At 59.5% G+C, this 15,047-nt stretch carries 16 protein-coding genes and 1 pseudogene; 5 read left to right on the forward strand and 12 right to left on the reverse strand.

All coding sequences use genetic code 11. From position 1 onward, the window contains the following. Window positions 1-24: 24 nt before the first annotated feature. The 8 genes and pseudogenes from AFERRID_RS07835 to AFERRID_RS07870 form a co-directional block, all read right to left on the reverse strand. Window positions 25-2,772, reverse strand: coding sequence for a bifunctional YncE family protein/alkaline phosphatase family protein (locus AFERRID_RS07835; protein WP_172959355.1), 2,748 nt, complete (start codon window positions 2,770-2,772; stop codon window positions 25-27). Window positions 2,773-2,906: 134 nt separating this feature from the next. Beyond that, window positions 2,907-3,113, reverse strand: a complete 207-nt coding sequence (locus tag AFERRID_RS07840; RefSeq protein ID WP_225981869.1) for a TonB-dependent receptor — start codon at window positions 3,111-3,113, stop codon at window positions 2,907-2,909. 329 nt (window positions 3,114-3,442) lie between these two features. Beyond that, window positions 3,443-3,748 (reverse strand): helix-turn-helix domain-containing protein, encoded by a 306-nt coding sequence (locus AFERRID_RS07845; protein ID WP_113527577.1) that lies wholly within the window; start codon window positions 3,746-3,748, stop codon window positions 3,443-3,445. Next, entirely contained in the window at window positions 3,745-4,107 is a 363-nt protein-coding gene (locus AFERRID_RS07850) for a type II toxin-antitoxin system RelE/ParE family toxin (RefSeq protein WP_113527578.1), read from the reverse strand. The genes AFERRID_RS07845 and AFERRID_RS07850 overlap by 4 nt, the downstream gene beginning before the upstream one ends. Before the next feature lie 8 nt (window positions 4,108-4,115). Further along, window positions 4,116-4,427 (reverse strand): annotated as a pseudogene (locus AFERRID_RS07855) (hypothetical protein); the annotation flags it as partial. 181 nt (window positions 4,428-4,608) lie between these two features. Then, window positions 4,609-5,286 (reverse strand): SIMPL domain-containing protein, encoded by a 678-nt coding sequence (locus tag AFERRID_RS07860; protein WP_126604796.1) that lies wholly within the window; start codon window positions 5,284-5,286, stop codon window positions 4,609-4,611. A gap of 205 nt (window positions 5,287-5,491) precedes the next feature. Next, window positions 5,492-6,364 (reverse strand): pirin family protein, encoded by an 873-nt coding sequence (locus tag AFERRID_RS07865; RefSeq protein WP_126604797.1) that lies wholly within the window; start codon window positions 6,362-6,364, stop codon window positions 5,492-5,494. 3 nt (window positions 6,365-6,367) lie between these two features. Then, the gene (locus AFERRID_RS07870) at window positions 6,368-6,565 is read right to left on the reverse strand and encodes a hypothetical protein (RefSeq protein WP_113527582.1); all 198 of its coding nucleotides are present in this window, start codon (window positions 6,563-6,565) and stop codon (window positions 6,368-6,370) included. A gap of 323 nt (window positions 6,566-6,888) precedes the next feature. Here AFERRID_RS07870 and AFERRID_RS07875 point away from each other — a divergent pair, with 323 nt between their 5' ends. Next, entirely contained in the window at window positions 6,889-7,986 is a 1,098-nt protein-coding gene (locus AFERRID_RS07875; RefSeq protein ID WP_126604799.1) for an ADP-ribosylglycohydrolase family protein, read from the forward strand. Here the strand turns inward: AFERRID_RS07875 and AFERRID_RS07880 are convergent. From AFERRID_RS07880 to AFERRID_RS07895, 4 genes are read right to left on the reverse strand one after another with little or no spacing between them, the layout of a single operon-like run. After that, window positions 7,956-8,870 (reverse strand): CorA family divalent cation transporter, encoded by a 915-nt coding sequence (locus AFERRID_RS07880; protein ID WP_126604801.1) that lies wholly within the window; start codon window positions 8,868-8,870, stop codon window positions 7,956-7,958. The two genes, AFERRID_RS07875 and AFERRID_RS07880, sit on opposite strands and share 31 nt — an antisense overlap. Before the next feature lie 15 nt (window positions 8,871-8,885). Further along, window positions 8,886-9,785, reverse strand: coding sequence for a CorA family divalent cation transporter (locus AFERRID_RS07885; protein ID WP_126604803.1), 900 nt, complete (start codon window positions 9,783-9,785; stop codon window positions 8,886-8,888). Window positions 9,786-9,792: 7 nt separating this feature from the next. Beyond that, on the reverse strand, window positions 9,793-10,734 hold the full coding sequence (locus AFERRID_RS07890) for a magnesium transporter CorA family protein (protein WP_113527586.1): 942 nt from the start codon (window positions 10,732-10,734) through the stop codon (window positions 9,793-9,795). 30 nt (window positions 10,735-10,764) lie between these two features. Beyond that, entirely contained in the window at window positions 10,765-11,700 is a 936-nt protein-coding gene (locus AFERRID_RS07895) for a magnesium transporter CorA family protein (RefSeq protein ID WP_126604804.1), read from the reverse strand. A gap of 148 nt (window positions 11,701-11,848) precedes the next feature. Between AFERRID_RS07895 and moaB the strand changes: the two genes are divergently transcribed. The 4 genes from moaB to mnmG are packed head-to-tail and all read left to right on the forward strand — an operon-like array spanning window position 11,849 to window position 15,047. Next, window positions 11,849-12,391 carry a molybdenum cofactor biosynthesis protein B gene (gene moaB / locus AFERRID_RS07900; RefSeq protein ID WP_126604806.1) on the forward strand — a complete coding sequence of 181 codons (543 nt, stop codon included), beginning with the start codon at window positions 11,849-11,851 and terminating at the stop codon, window positions 12,389-12,391. Between the two features lie 6 nt (window positions 12,392-12,397). Continuing rightward, on the forward strand, window positions 12,398-12,940 hold the full coding sequence (locus AFERRID_RS07905; RefSeq protein WP_225981866.1) for a class I SAM-dependent methyltransferase: 543 nt from the start codon (window positions 12,398-12,400) through the stop codon (window positions 12,938-12,940). Further along, complete coding sequence (locus AFERRID_RS07910; protein ID WP_225981865.1) at window positions 12,934-13,131, forward strand: copper resistance protein NlpE; 198 nt, start codon at window positions 12,934-12,936, stop codon at window positions 13,129-13,131. Before AFERRID_RS07905 ends, AFERRID_RS07910 begins: the two co-directional genes overlap by 7 nt. 41 nt (window positions 13,132-13,172) lie before the next feature. After that, window positions 13,173-15,047 (forward strand): tRNA uridine-5-carboxymethylaminomethyl(34) synthesis enzyme MnmG, encoded by a 1,875-nt coding sequence (mnmG, locus tag AFERRID_RS07915; RefSeq protein ID WP_126604808.1) that lies wholly within the window; start codon window positions 13,173-13,175, stop codon window positions 15,045-15,047.

Below are 15,047 nucleotides of genomic sequence, written 5' to 3' on the forward strand. Positions count from 1 at the left end.
CTGACAGAGCGTTACTGTTCAGCGTCATTCTTTCTCACCGGCCTGATAGGCATTTACTGGCGCATCTTTTTGCGCGGAATAGGCCTTGAGGTAGGTCATGACCCGCGCGTAGGATTTGACCCCCTTGCTGGCGATCCATTCCTGTTTCATCTGTTCGGGACCAGGAACCTTGAGCAGCGTGGTAGGCGTATAAGTGTCGGCCTTGCTCGGGGCGGGCAGACCCGCGCCGTTTTTGGTCTGATGCTTTTTGTACCAAGCCATTTCGTCGGCGATCAGGTAATGTCCGGTGGCGCCCGCCTCGCGACGCAGCAACGTGTAGTGATCGCATTTCCCCGCATTGAAGGTGACCGGCACCTGCATGGGCAGCACCTTGGTGGGCGCGAAGTCCGGATGGTCCGTCCACATCCCCGAGAAGACGCTGGCGTTTTGATCCCACTGGGACATGGGCGGCAGACCGAAGATGGCCTCGGTGGTCTTGAGGATGTTCACCTGGGAATAGAGATTGGTTTCGAGATAGCCTTTTTTCACCCAAGGGCCCACGGCGAGGGCGAAGGTACGATGGGCATTGATGTGGTCGGCGCCGGATTGTGCATCGTCCTCGGTCAAAAACACCACCATATGCTTCCACTCCGGGGTGGTGGACAGGTAATGAATGAACTTGGCCGTGGCATAGTCATTATTGGCCACATAGTAATCCGGCGTGTAGTAGCAGGACTGGCGTCCGGCCGTGTGATCATCCGGCAACCAGATATAGATGAAGTGCGGGAATTTTGAACCGGGATGGGCCTTGAGCCAGTTCACCGCCATCTTTTCCCGATAGGTGTCGAGGATCATCCGGTCCCAGCCGGGAAAGCCCGTCGCCAGATGCCTTTTCATGGCCGTGGAAATGTTACCCGCTTCAGAACGTGATACAAACTCCCCGAAGTCTTCAAAAGACACCCTATGATCCAGCAGGTCGTTGAAGAGAAAGAGGCGCTGGGGATAACTGATCCAGGGATTGGACCACTTGCCCAATGCCGAGAGGTTCTCATAGATGGCATAGGGATTGTCGACACCCAGGGGCACTCCACCCGTACCCGTCGCCCCGCCGGGAACCAGAGACTGGGTCCAGCCGGGATTGGCCACGAGTCCGCGCCCGGAGTAGTACTCCGGCCAGGTGCGTTGCACGAAATCCGAGTCCGAGGCGGCGGTGGTCCACTGATGGCCTTGGGCGGTCACCTCACCGTCGGCCATGAAATTCACGAAGAGTGTGTTGCGGTGGGCGAGGTGATAGAGGTTCGGCAGCTCTTGGGGTCCGTAGAGATCCAGATGCGGGTCGGCCCAGGCGCCTGCCGCCTGGTCATCGCCAAAATCCTCATCGAAGGTTTTGTTCTCGCGCAGGATGAAAACGACGTACTGGATATGCTGGCGCAGGAAGGCATCCGTTTTCACATCCTCTGCGTGACGTGTCTCCTGCTGCGCGGGAGTAAAGCCGTCGTTGTGCAAGCTTTCCTGCGTCCATGCGGGAAGATGGGACATGAGATGCTGAAGGCGGACCCTTTGCACCACGCCATCCATCATGTTCCCGACCCACTGGTGCTCCACATTGGGACCAGAGCCGAGCCCCTTGGCGGCGACGATGTACAGCGCATGATGCGCATGCGTGATGGCGGTGGGGTACCAGCCCGTGGGGATCAGTCCCAGGTTCTTACCGGTCTGATCGTTGTAGACGGCAACATCGTTGTTGCCGGCATTGGCCACAAAGAGTTTGCCCTCCGTAATGGTCAAACCGTCCGGATAACTGCCCGGCGGCGCATCAGGATAGGGGCTGTCGTTGATGAAGCCCTTTACCCGCAGATCGGGGCTATCGATCTCGGCTACCCGATCGATGTTGGCCAGTGCCACGAAGACATCGGGCGAATGGGGTACCGCCGCCAGCGCCGTGGGGTGCACACCTGCGGCCCTATGCTTAGGGCCGGTGGGCGGGCCAACCCGCACCGTGCCGAGCATCCGCATGGTGGCCGGATCCACCACCGCAACGGCATTGCCGCCCCAGAGGCTGACCACCAGCCTTTTCCCCGCATCGGCCAAGGTAACCGCAAAGGGATATGGACCCACATTGCGATACCGGGTATGTCCGGTCTGGATATTGATGCGGGCGAGGCTGTTGGACAGCAGGCCGGTTACGTACAGATGCCGGTTCCGTGGTCCCACGGCGATGGCGTCCGGATAAAAGAGTCGCGGCTTACCGATATGGTGTCCCTGGTATGCATAGGGATACTGATTTTTAGGGAAAGGCTGCCAGGCTAGGGGATAGCGGCGCAGCAATTTTGCTTTCCCACCCTGAACGCTGAATACCGCGACATCGCTGCTCTCGCCGCCTGCGGTATAGAGCACGTGGTCAGGTCCCACCGCCATGCCCTGGAAAAAGCTTTGATGGCCAATGACATCGCTATGCAGGTCGGTGACGTCCGTGGGCATCGGCGCGGCTTTCTGGGGGGCTTTTTTATAGGCCGCAATTTCCGCCACCCGATGCAGGGTGTGCTGATCATAGAGGGTGATGGTCTGCGCCCGGGTGGCTCCGTTCGCCATGGCCGCGATATGATCGCCCAAGGGCACGACCGCGGTCACAAAATTGGGGGCGCCATTGACCAGACCCACAGGGCTGACGATCCGCCCCGTGGGCAACACATGGGTCACCGAGCCCTGATTCGCCGCTTGAATATGAATCGGGCCGTTGATGTCGCGCGTGTTGGAAACCCCCACATCGGCAAAAGCCGGCACCGAAAACATCAACGCAGATCCAACAGCACATGCTACGATGGAATTCCATTTTTTCACGGCAGTATATCCTAGTCATTTATCGAGGGCGGGGCGGAGAGATGCACCACCACGTCAACCGCGTTCATATTATCACCTCATCCATACTAAAACTTCACCGTCACGCTGCCGAACACGAAGCGCGGCATGCCTTCCAGGACGGACAGGTAGGTATTGCCGTAATAATCGGTATTGCTGAAACCCTTAGGAAAATACCGGCGATTCAGCAAGTTGTCGATATTCAGCGCCAGTTTCACATTTTTCACATAATCGGCGTGGACCGGTATCGTGTCCTCTACACCCAGGTTCAGCATGCCCGGGGGTGATATGCACCTTGCCGACAAGAATAACGTAACAATGTGACACTATAATGAAACTAACATGACATTCTCATGACATTTCAATTCTTCTCATAAAAAATCCCGCTGGAGCAGGGTGAATAGAGAACGGAAAAGGCAGCACCACTACCTGACCGGCTGCAAGTAGGCCCATGCCTCATCCTCTTCCGGTTTCAACCAGTCTTCAGCCAGCGCGGATTCTGAAAGCAGCGCTTCTTCATCGCTGCCCCAATACCGTATCCCCATCCATGGGGTCCATGACCGCATGGACTATGGCCACCCTACGGTCTCGATCAATGCTCATATCACACCACCACAATATTCCCGGTCCCTGCATGTTCCGGTCCGATGACGATCTGAATATCCCGGCCCAGCCGGGCCAGGCATTCCAGCATTTTGGCTTCACTGATTCCCCGGAATTGCCCCCGCAGCATCAGGGACAGCTTGGGTTGTGGGATACCCAGCAGTTCCGCTGCCTGCGATTGCGTAAATCCTTTGCTCTGGATCATGTCCGCAATACGGGATGCCAGTTGTGCCTTCAAAAGCATTTCCTCTGCATCCGGCGCACCGATGTCCGCATAGACATTGCCACTACTCATCTCGATGTTCATTCGATCACCCCCTTGGCGTGTCGCTCTGCCCATTTCAACCGTTCATGTATCTTGTCCATATCGGGTTTGGGTGTGCGGATGCCCTGCGTCGCTTTCTTCTGAAAGCTGTGCAGAACGTAAATTTTCTCTTGAAAGCGCACCGTATACACCGCTCGAAACGTGTCCCCCTTGAAATCTTCGACGATCTCAACCAGATCCGCCGAGCCAAAGCCTTTTAACGGTTTGGCTTGGGCATGTTTGCCGCCGATTTGCGCCAGATGCAGCGCATACCCAAAGGTATCCCGCACATCCTCGGGCATATCCATGAGATCTTTTTTGGCGGAGGCCACCCAGAATAAAGGACGTTGCGATTGAACCATGAGGTAGCTTATATCTTATTGGGTATAAATCGCAAATCCGTTTTCCTCATGGTGCCGATGAGGTCCACCAGTTCCCCCAGGCCGCGCTGATCCAGCGTGGGACGGGCGTAGCCCTTGGGCAGGATGTTTTTCAGATGGCGATTTTCCCGCTCGATCTCGGTCATGGCATCGTCGATGCGCTTGCCGATGTCCGGCTGTTTGGCGGCGGCCTGTACCCTGTCCCAGCGGCCCGATAAGGGTACCCAGAACACGCCTTCCGCCGTGTATTCGTCGCGGTCTTCGGCTGCGTAGGTACCCGCCTCTTCCCGGATGATTTCCGCATGCCTTTGGGCAAATTACTCGCCAAATGTAACCTTTAGGTTCATTTATACATATGGATCTATAGCGATAATGGTTTTGATGTTTGAGGCTATTGCATTAATTTCGCCGTTTGGAGTGAAGCGAGAATAGCTCGGGACAGGACACCTGATTTATTGCGGGACGTAACACCATTCCCATGCCTCACTTCTCGCAATAAGCATTTCCTCCAACCACCACCCTGCCCCTTTCCGTCCCGCCCCGGCCGACTACGGGTCCAGGGACGACCTTGGTGGCTAACGCCATGACTGGCATTGGCCGCGCCAGTGGGACGACATTCGTATTGATGAATACCTGCCCCAGACGCGCGCTATGGTAGCCCAGCGCCGCGCAATTCTGCTGTGCTTGTTTCCGGTACTGGCGCAGTCCCCGCAGCTCGGCAGTTCGCAGCGCCTTGCGTACGGCGGCGGAAGGCGCTGCATATTGCATCCCGACCAAGTGTAACCGGGATTGCAGCGTGCCCAGCAAGGGGAGCAACGCCGCCGGATCCGTGCTTTGCACGGCCAGATCTTCCCGTACCAGCCAGCGCGCACCGGTCTGCCCTGTCGCCTGCGTCTGGTACCCGGCGCTATGCCAGGTAATCCCAGGCACCGATTGCAGCCGGGCCTTTGCCCAGGACACGTCCTGATTGACCATGGCGGCCAACTTCGCCGGGCTTCTCCCCGATGCCTCCGCCTGCAGGTCGGCATGCAATACCGTCTTGGGCACCCGATAATGTGTTGTCACATGGAAATTCACGCTGGTGGGGGTCGGCGTCGGTACCTTCGCCACCGCCATGCCCGGCAACCCCAAAAGCAGCCAAAGGATATGCGTGCGCCTCATGCTGCCTCCGCCGCCTTCCGGTCCCGCGCAAATTGCGCTTGCAACACGGAAATGTCTGTCGGGTGGTTCAGGATCATGCCCATTTCTCGATTCCCCTCAAGTGACGAAAGACTTACGGCATTGTGAAGTATGAAGTAGGGCAATGTCATTGGGGCATCTCTAACTAGACAAATTTGAGATTGCCAAAGCGTGAATCTAATGCGCATTAGACTAACCGGCCTTCCTTCATATCTTCAAAGGCCTGGTATATTTCCTCCCGAGTATTCATGACAAATGGTCCATACTGGACAATTGGCTCATGCAACGGACGGCCCGCAATCAGCAGTAAGCGTGCACTCGTAAGAGCCTTGATATCCACACCGTCGGTTTCCGGGCTATTCTCAAGTATGGCCATGCGCTGGACAGGCACAGGGGTGCCGACGATTTCCAGGGTTCCGCGATATGCATAAAGAAAGGCGTTATCATCGGCAGGCAGTTGCTGCTTGAAATGTGTGCCTTCCGGCAATTGCAGGTCCAGGTAAAGCGGATTTGTGCGCTCCCGCGTTACTGCGCCAGTGACTCCATGACTCTCTCCGGCAATGACCGTGACGGCGACCCCTTCCTGTGTCACAAAGCGCGGCAAATCTGCGGCAGAGAAATCGCGATACCACGGCGGTGCCATCTTGTCCTGGTTCGGCAGGTTGAGCCAGAGCTGAAATCCCTCCATGACGCCTTTTTCCTGTTCCGGAATTTCCGAGTGAATCACGCCCCGCCCTGCGGTCATCCATTGCACGCCCCCGCTTTCGAGCAACCCTTCGTGTCCCGCACTGTCACGATGACGCATTTTGCCCGTTATCATGTAGGTGATGGTCTCGAAGCCGCGGTGCGGGTGATCGGGAAACCCGGCAATGTAGTCACCTGGATTGTCGCTACCGAAAGCGTCGAGCATCAGAAAGGGATCCAGCCGGTGCTGCAGGGATTGGTTTAAAACCCGGGTTAATTGAACGCCCGCGCCGTCAGAGGTGGCCTGTCCCGCCACAATACGCTCGATCGTCCTTGAGCGACGGACGGATTCCGATGGCAAGCCGATGTTCTCCATGGGTTATATCCTCCACTCTTGGGTCATTTCGACCACATGCCGCCCCTGACAACAGGCGATGGGCAGTTCGTTGTCACTGGGGTCAGGGCTGCCATCCCCTTTTCGGGGTGCGCGTTCGGCAATGGAACCGGCCATGGTGTCGATATGCCCCCCAAACCTTTGACATAGTATAGCATCAGCATTTTGCTCAATTTTGCTCATGATGGTCTCCCCTTGTTGGCCAATGTTGCTCAAGAGTAAAGACGGTTTGTATATATTGTAAAGTAGGTACCATCAGGTAACTACCAACAGGCGGTCCTGGAAAGGAGGGTGTCCTGAAATTGGTGTAAACGGCGTTTTCATTTGGCGTTGCCGCTGACCAACCCTATAAAGGGCCTGCTGGCGGCCTGGAGACGGTCCACTCTGTCGTAGGTTGCTATAATGGGAGGGGGTAAACTGGTTTGATACTTTCCGTGTGCCGGTTCCATCGACCACTTTCCCGGAACACGGGGTGCCCATGGTGGTATGGGCGAGGGAGGTGAAGTATGCAACGCGTAGCTGGTGCTGTGATGGGTGCCCTGATTGGTGATGCGCTGGCTGTCGGGTGTCATTGGTACTACGACCTTGCCGAAATGCGGCGGGAATGTGGCCCCTGGATTACCGACTATCTGACGCCGCGCCCCGGTCGTTATCACAGCGGCCTGCTTGCGGGGGATATCTCGCAAACCGGACTGCTGCTGGTCATGCTGATGGAGTCGCTGGTGCACTGTGCGGGTTATGAGGAGGACGATTTCACCCGTCGGCTGGATACGGAACTGTTCCCGCAGTTGGATGGCACGCCCATGCAGGGACCGGGAGGCTATACCAATCAATCCATTCGGGAGGCCTGGCGTAAGCGCGTGCCGGAGCGTCGTCCATGGGGAGAATGCGCCGGGGATGCGGACACGACGGAGGGAGCCGAACGCGCCATGGCCATCGCTGCCTTTTATGCGCTGCAGCCGAAAAAAATGGCGGAGGCCGTATGTAGCAACATCATCCTGACCCAGCATGATCCGGCCATCGTCGCCATGAGCGTCGCCTTCAACGCCGTTTTGGCCCAGTTGGTCTCTGGCGCTTCGTTGACGCCGCAGATTGGCGCCACGCTCATGGCGCAGGTGCGCAGCGGAGCCCTGCCCTTCCACATGGTTACCCAAGGCCACTTGCAGCCACCGCCGCAAGGTGGCGAAAGGATGCAGGTCGGTCAGTTCATGTCGCCCGACGCCCTGCTCACGGCCGGATACGCCGCGCTCGCCGCAGCGGATCCTGACATCGCCATTGAACCCGCCTGGAAGGTGAGTCTGGTTTACGGCATGCCCTGCGCCATTTACCACCAACTGCCTGCGGCTTACTACCTGGCCAGTCGTTTCCGGGAAGATTATGAATCAGCCGTACTGCACGCCATCAACGGGGGCGGACAAAATATGTCTCGCGCGATGTTGACGGGCGCGCTCGTGGGCGCCCAGGTAGGTCTGCAGGGAATTCCTCGTCGTTTCATCACCGGGCTGCGTGACGCCCAGCGCTATCTGGCGCTGGCGGCGGAACTGGAGCAATCGGCGGTCAGACAGGAAACGTCTCAATCCAGCTTTAGCCACCCCATGCGGTAAAACACCCCGGCCGTCAGCATCTCCACCAGCACCAGCCCGCCGGTCACCGCCGCAAAGCCGTAACGCCAGTGCGGCAAAGGTCCCAGGGGCACGTTCATGGCGACCGCTCCGGGAATGAAGAGCGGAATCGTCGCGAGAATGATCAATGCCGCCATGAATTTGAACAGGTGATTGACATTGTTGTGCACCACATAGGCATAAGATTCCAGCAGTTCGCTGAGGGTCGCCTGATCACTGTCCACCTGGTCCCGTACCTGGGACAGTTCAACCCTGGTGTCTTCGTGGAGTTCCATCAGGAACGTGTCTCCGGCGGGGAGAAAATGCGCGATTTCACTGACCACGTATTCGAGTTGCAGTAGTCCCAGATCCAACGCCAGCAGACGGTCGTTGATATCCAGTCCGCGGTACACCACATCATGGCGCTGGGCCTGGCGCAGGTCCCGCTCCACTACGGTCATCTCCCGAGTTACCGAGCGTGCGGTGGGCAGATAATTACGTGTGACTTCGGCAATGATGCGCAGGACCAGTTCCCAGCGCTTGCGCGGCTTTTGCGGATCGATCAGCCGGTTCAGGAAGGGAATCTCGCGCTCGGCCAGGGTGACGAAATAACCGGGTACGAAATACAGGCTCAGGGGCACCAGGGTAAATTGTCCTGCCGCACCCGCTTCCGGCATGGGTACCTGGAACTGCAGAGAAATCAGCCGCTCCTCCTTGATCAGGGGACGGGATGCTTCGCCCTCCAGGCGTTTGCGCAGAAAGCTCTCGGGGATGTCCAGAGTCGCTGCCGCCTGCGTCAGTTCGCTGGTGGAGGGATCGGTCAAAGCCATCCAGCTCCGCCGGTTGGCGTTCCCGGACAGCAGGGAATCGCGGATGATACGCATCATGGAGCTATCCTCCCCTTACATGGAAAAAAAGCCGTGCTTGCCGGCCCAGCGCGCGAAGAGCCAAGTCACGCCAAAGACGTAGGCGAGCAGTCCAAACCAGAGATAATGCCAGTGCTCCAAAGGCAAAGGCGTCATCATGTGCCAGGGCATAATGAAAGCGATGGGCATCATGAGCAGGGCCAGCCATACGGTCATGACCTTCATCACGGTATGGGCATTGTTCTGGATGATGCCGTTATAGGCGTTCGTCACGGCCAGATAGCGTTGGTGAATCAGATTTACGCCATCCTCTATCCGGCGTTGCTCACGTAACGCCGCGTCCAGCAGGGGGTAGACCGGTGACTCGCCGGCGGTGGCGCGCAACGCATCGCGCAGAATGAGGCCAGTTTCCCGCAGGGCAATAACCAGTTCACCAAGGTCGCGATTGAGAACCACAATTTGGCGTAGTTCCGCGTTACCCATGGCGGTTTTGAGCGCCATGCGCAGCACCTGCAGGCGTTCCACCAGCACCCGCGCCACTCGCTCGTGACTATAGATGCTGCTCAGTAGCACGCGCTGCAGCAGTTCGTCCATGGCGCTATGCCGCAAGTCCCCGAGCCAGTCCCGTTGCAGTGTAGGGATCAACGCTTCTTCACCCAGAATGGCAAGACTCCGGGGAGTATAATGCAGGGTCAGGTGCTCCATCCGTGCCACCGTACCAAACCGTGCGTCCTGCTCCAGCAACGCCACGGGCAGGCGCAGGGTGATCTCGGTGTCCCGGCAGTAAAGACGTTGTTCCGAGCAGTGCTGCAGCACCGCTTCCAGTTGCGGGCAGCGATAAACGGCTTCCGGTGTCAGCAGAAATAGGCCGTCCGCCGTATAGTGTTCGGCGGCTGTCCAGGCGCCTGCGGCCTTGTCGTAAAACTGGCAGCCCATGGCGCGCTCAGATCCAGTCTTTCTTGCGGAAAATCATGAACAGCATGCCGGATACCACAAATCCTCCCCCCATGAGCACGGGCCACGCATAGGCCCAGTGCTGCAGGGGCAGGGGCACGTTCATTCCGTAAATACTCGCCACCGTCGCGGGCGCGGCCACGACCACGGTCCAGGCTGTGATGATTTTCAGGGTGTTGCTGATGTTGTTCTGCAGCACGCCGACGTAGGCATCCATCATGTTGGTAATGGTGGAGGCGTAAATTTCGGTCATGTCCCGCGCCTGCTGCAGATCGATCAGGGCATCGGCGATATCTTCCAGATCGCCTTCGTCCTGTTTCAGCAGCGGCAGCCGCAGGGTTTGCTGGGCCACCGAGATGTCGCCTTTGAGTGCCGAAGAAAAAAGGATGAGGCTTTTGTTGAGGGCGAGGAGCCGAAAAAACTCATTGTTATTCTGGGAGTCGCGCAGTATTTTTTCGGTGGCGGCGATTTCGGCGTTGATCAGGCGCAAGGCGCGCAGATAGTCCCTGGCGATGGCCTGAAAAATCTCCGCCAGCAGCCCCCGTACGTGCAGTGCCTTGCCCCGCTGGCGCTGCCCGCGCAATTCATCCCAAAGCGCCAAGGGCTGGGTGCTCGCCGTCACCATCTGGTGGGGCAGCAACCAGAGTCCCACGGGCAGTGTCCGGAAGCGCAACTCGGCGTCGGCCTGCATGGGAGCGGGCACCTTGAGAATGATCAGCGCAATATCTCCTTCCCGCTCCAGGCGCGGGCGCTCGTCCTCATCGGAAACGTCCTGAAACAGGTAGTCGGGCACCTGCAAGTGCTTTGCGACAAAATCCAGCTCCGCAGTCGTGGGGGCCACCACCTGAATCCAGGTTGCGGTCGGCGGCCAGTGAAAATCCGCCGTGACTTCCAACGGAGCATCCGTTTTTTCGTCAAACCAGTGCAGCATCCCGATCCCTCCGTGCGCCCGTCAGTCTGTTCATATCCAGCCCTTCCGCCTGAAAAACAGTGTCAGTCCGACAGACACGCTTGTCCCCAGACCCACTATCACCCAGAATATCCAATGGGTGTTCTGAAAAGGCAGGGTCGTATTCACCCCGTAGAGGGTCGCGAGCAGGCTGGGCACGTAAAAGATCATGGCCAGCACCGTCACCACCTTCAGACCATGGTTGATATTGTTCTGTACCATGCCTGCGTAGGCGTCCATCATGGAGGTGCTGGTCCCGGCATAAACCCGCGCCCGTTCATGGGCTACCTGCAGTTCCAGCAGGGCGGTGTCGATCTGGCGGGTGGCGGGCAGGTCGTCGCGGATTTCCGGCAGACGGGAAATCTTGAATGCCGTTGCAATATTGCCGACCAGCGCGACCTCGAAGCGGGTCAGGCTCTTGCTGATCTCCAGCAGGGTAAAAAAGTCGCCGTTGCTCTGGGTCCAGTCCAGTTGCTGCTCGTTATCGTGGATGGCGGCATTGAGCTCGTGCAGGGCGTCTTCGTAACTTTGCGCCAGAATCTTGAGGATGGCGGCGAGAATTTCGACGCTTTCCGGTGGGCTGGAAAGGTGTTCCATTTGCCCGAAAAAGGGCGACAGCGGGGCAAGTTCCCGCGCCAGCACCGTGGTAATCCGGGGCCCCTGCAGGATGACGCCCAGGGGCCGTTGTTCCCAGCTATCCGCATCTGCGTCACCCCCTTTCACGGGGAACTGCAAGGTAATGAAGACGCGCCCGCCATCGCGGCGCAGCCAGGAGCGTTCATCGGGATCGAGGATATCCTGGGCAAAGTCCCAGTCATCCGCCAGTTGCCCCGCCCGTTCCCAGTCTGTCGGCCGCGGCGCCGTGAGATGCTGCCAGCCGCTCCCGTTCACCAGCGCGGAGCTCGATGCGGGGGGATGGTACGGATCTGCTGGCAGGGACACATCCATGACGCTCTCCTGGTCAGAAGCGGACTGTTTCGGGGCTGAGGTCCGGAAAATCAACGCCTATGATGATCGCCGCACGCCGTGCCCCTTGGACCGTAGGACGGAGCCTCTTATACTGGACTTTCCGTCATCCTGTAAAGGGAATACCGCCGTGAGCCGTGCGCAGCAGTCACCCGAAGGCAAAGCCTTTTTACCTCTCGCCATCGCCATCCTCACGGTTTCCGACAGTCGCACGCCGGAAACCGACAAATCCGGCGACAAAGTTGCCGAACTCGCCAGCCATGCCGGACACCAGATCGCCGCCCGTCAGATCATCGCCGATGACGCCGAAACCCTGCGCACGCAAATGCGCGACTGGATCGCCGACCCCGCCATCGACGTGATCATCGCCACCGGTGGTACCGGCATCACGGGTCGCGACGTCACTCCCGAGGCCCTCGCGCCTCTCATCAGCAAGCCCATCCCCGGTTTTGGCGAACTTTTCCGCATGCTCTCCTTTCAGGAGATCGGCACCAGCACCATCCAATCCCGTGCCGAAGCCGCCATCTGCGATGGCACCATCGTCTTTCTCCTCCCTGGTTCCACCGGCGGCGTCCGCCTCGGCATGGAGGCCATCATCATTCCGCAACTGGACATCCGGCACGGCCCCTGCAATCTGAGCGAACTGCTGCCGCGCATCCGGTACGAGCACTGAGCGGGTATGATGGCAGAGGACGAGAAGCGGGCGCGCTGGCACGCGTGCTACGCGCAGGCAGAGACACTGGCGCCGGAACCGCTGCCTTTTCTGGCGGCGCATGCGGATTGGCTGCCTGCCGGCGGTCGGGCGCTGGACCTCGCCTGCGGCCGAGGCGGGAATGCGCTGTTTCTGGCGCGACGCGGGCTGGAGACCTGGGCATGGGATTACGCGGAGAGTGCGGTGGCCGGGTTGCGGCAGCGGGCGGATGCCCTACCCTTGCGGGTGGAATGCCGGGACGTGGTCGCTCATCCTCCGGAGCCGGAATCTTTCGATGTAATCGTCGTCGCGCATTTTCTGTACCGGCCATTGTTTCCGGCCCTGGCGGCGGCATCGCGGTCGGGCGGTCTGCTGTTTTATGAGACTTGGGCGGGGGCATACGCTGGGCGCGGGCCGCAAAATCCGGAGTACCGTCTGAAGCCTGGGGAGCTGGCCGGGGCATTCCCGGCGCTGACTTTGTTGGAATTGCAGGAGGATGTGGATCGGGCGGCAGGGGTATGGCGATGCTGAGGCCGCACACCGTGTTTCTCTCTGTTGCCATCCTTCGGGGAAACGAATTCTCCTGGGTCGACGGCAACACTATTCGGCTGGAAGGCATGCGCGGTGGGACGACTCTCCACCGTGTCGGTGAAAACCAGCTCACCCAACTGGGCATGGATGGCAAGCCTTCACGGGTCCGCTGGCTGCCCGTTTTATCCTGAAAAAATTGCCAAAACCCCGGTGAAACGCAGATAATCCCGCCATGCAAAACTCATTTGACGTTATCGTGGTCGGCGGCGGTCACGCCGGGACGGAAGCGGCTGCCGCAGCCGCCCGTCTCGGTGTGCGCACGCTGCTGCTTACCCAGAATCTCGATACCATCGGCCAGATGTCCTGCAACCCGGCCATCGGCGGCATTGGCAAAGGTCATCTGGTCAAAGAAGTCGACGCGCTCGGCGGCATCATGGCGCTCGCCATCGATCAGGCGGGCATCCAGTTCCGCACCCTCAACGCCAGCAAAGGTCCGGCGGTGCGCGCCACCCGCGCCCAGGCCGATCGCAGCCTATACAAGCGCGCCGTACGCCGTTTGCTCGAAGACCTACCCGCCCTGCAACTGTTCCAGGGCATGGTCGGCGATCTGCTCATGGAAGGCGACCGGCTGGGTGGCGTCATCCTGGAAACCGGCCAGGTGCTGCGTGCTGCACAGGTCGTTCTGACCACAGGTACTTTTCTGGGTGGCAGGGTGCACATGGGTGATCAGAATTACCCCGCCGGCCGCGCCGGCGATCCGCCGTCCAACGCTCTGGCGCAACGCCTGCGGGAGATGGCCTTCCCAGTGGCGCGGCTGAAAACCGGTACCCCGCCGCGCATCGACGGCCGCAGCATCGACTATGGGGTGCTGGAGGCACAACCCGGTGATACGCCACCGCCCGCTTTTTCCTTTATGACCCGGCGCATCGACGTGCCACAACTAGCCTGCCACATCACCCACACCAACGCCCGTACTCATGAAATCATTCAGACGAACCTGCACCAGTCGGCCATGTACGGCGGTCATATCCAGTCGGTAGGGCCGCGTTACTGTCCCTCCATCGAGGACAAGGTCGTGCGCTTTGCCGATAAGGCGTCGCATCAGGTTTTTCTGGAACCGGAAGGCCTTGATACCCACGAAGTCTACCCCAACGGTATCTCCACCAGCCTGCCTTTCGGTGTCCAGGTCGAAATGGTGCGCAGCATGCGCGGTCTGGAAAACGCCGTGTTGCTGCGCCCTGGTTACGCCATCGAGTACGACTACCTCGATCCCCGCGAGCTCCGCCCCAGTCTGGAAAGCCGACGCTTGCCGGGTCTGTTCTGTGCCGGCCAGATCAACGGCACCACCGGCTACGAGGAGGCTGCGGCCCAGGGATTGCTCGCTGGTCTCAACGCCGCCCGCCGCGCGCGCGAACTCGCGGCGTGGACGCCCGGTCGCCACGAAGCCTATCTGGGGGTGATGGTGGACGATCTGGTTACCCGCGGACTCGACGAACCCTACCGCATGTTCACCAGCCGCGCCGAATATCGCCTGCAACTGCGGGAGGACAATGCCGACCTGCGTCTGACGCCACATGGCCGGGCATTGGGGCTGGTGGATGAGCGGCGCTGGACGGCTTTCAGTGCCAAGCAGGACACAGTGCAGGCGGAGCGCAGCCGCCTCGAGGGCTTGCGCATCCATCCCGGCAGCGCCATCGCCGGGCGTATTGCGGCGAAGACGGATCAACCCCTCTCCCGCGATGTCACTGCCCTTGAACTCCTCCGCCGCCCCGACTGGGATTACGCCAGCCTGCTCCAGGTGCTCGACCTCGTTCCGTGCAGCGATGCGCAGGCCCGCGAGCAACTGGAGATCGAGTGCAAGTATGCCGGCTATGTCGCCCGTCAGCACGATGAGATCACCCGCGCCGCACGCTGGGAGGGAATGGATATCCCTGCCGACATGGACTACGCAGCGGTGCGGGGTCTCTCTACCGAAGTGATGCAGCGCCTCGCCCGTCAGCGACCGCAGACCATCGGTTTGGCCAGCCGTATCCCTGGTGTGACCCCGGCTGCCGTCTCCCTGCTGCTGATTCATGTGAAACGTCGCGGTCTGCAGCAGGTAGGCTGA

Origin of the sequence: Acidithiobacillus ferridurans (assembly GCF_003966655.1) — a bacterium.
GTDB lineage: Bacteria > Pseudomonadota > Gammaproteobacteria > Acidithiobacillales > Acidithiobacillaceae > Acidithiobacillus > Acidithiobacillus ferridurans.

Coding starts and splice junctions, on each gene's coding strand:
- AFERRID_RS07835 (WP_172959355.1), bottom strand. CDS start 2,772: ATGTTTTCGGTGCCGGCTTTTGCCGATGTGGGGGTTTCCAACACGCGC.
- AFERRID_RS07840 (WP_225981869.1), bottom strand. CDS start 3,113: ATGCTGAACCTGGGTGTAGAGGACACGATACCGGTCCACGCCGATTAT.
- AFERRID_RS07845 (WP_113527577.1), bottom strand. CDS start 3,748: ATGAACATCGAGATGAGTAGTGGCAATGTCTATGCGGACATCGGTGCG.
- AFERRID_RS07850 (WP_113527578.1), bottom strand. CDS start 4,107: ATGGTTCAATCGCAACGTCCTTTATTCTGGGTGGCCTCCGCCAAAAAA.
- AFERRID_RS07860 (WP_126604796.1), bottom strand. CDS start 5,286: ATGAGGCGCACGCATATCCTTTGGCTGCTTTTGGGGTTGCCGGGCATG.
- AFERRID_RS07865 (WP_126604797.1), bottom strand. CDS start 6,364: ATGGAGAACATCGGCTTGCCATCGGAATCCGTCCGTCGCTCAAGGACG.
- AFERRID_RS07870 (WP_113527582.1), bottom strand. CDS start 6,565: ATGAGCAAAATTGAGCAAAATGCTGATGCTATACTATGTCAAAGGTTT.
- AFERRID_RS07875 (WP_126604799.1), top strand. CDS start 6,889: ATGCAACGCGTAGCTGGTGCTGTGATGGGTGCCCTGATTGGTGATGCG.
- AFERRID_RS07880 (WP_126604801.1), bottom strand. CDS start 8,870: ATGATGCGTATCATCCGCGATTCCCTGCTGTCCGGGAACGCCAACCGG.
- AFERRID_RS07885 (WP_126604803.1), bottom strand. CDS start 9,785: ATGGGCTGCCAGTTTTACGACAAGGCCGCAGGCGCCTGGACAGCCGCC.
- AFERRID_RS07890 (WP_113527586.1), bottom strand. CDS start 10,734: ATGCTGCACTGGTTTGACGAAAAAACGGATGCTCCGTTGGAAGTCACG.
- AFERRID_RS07895 (WP_126604804.1), bottom strand. CDS start 11,700: ATGGATGTGTCCCTGCCAGCAGATCCGTACCATCCCCCCGCATCGAGC.
- AFERRID_RS07905 (WP_225981866.1), top strand. CDS start 12,398: ATGATGGCAGAGGACGAGAAGCGGGCGCGCTGGCACGCGTGCTACGCG.
- AFERRID_RS07910 (WP_225981865.1), top strand. CDS start 12,934: ATGCTGAGGCCGCACACCGTGTTTCTCTCTGTTGCCATCCTTCGGGGA.
- mnmG (WP_126604808.1), top strand. CDS start 13,173: ATGCAAAACTCATTTGACGTTATCGTGGTCGGCGGCGGTCACGCCGGG.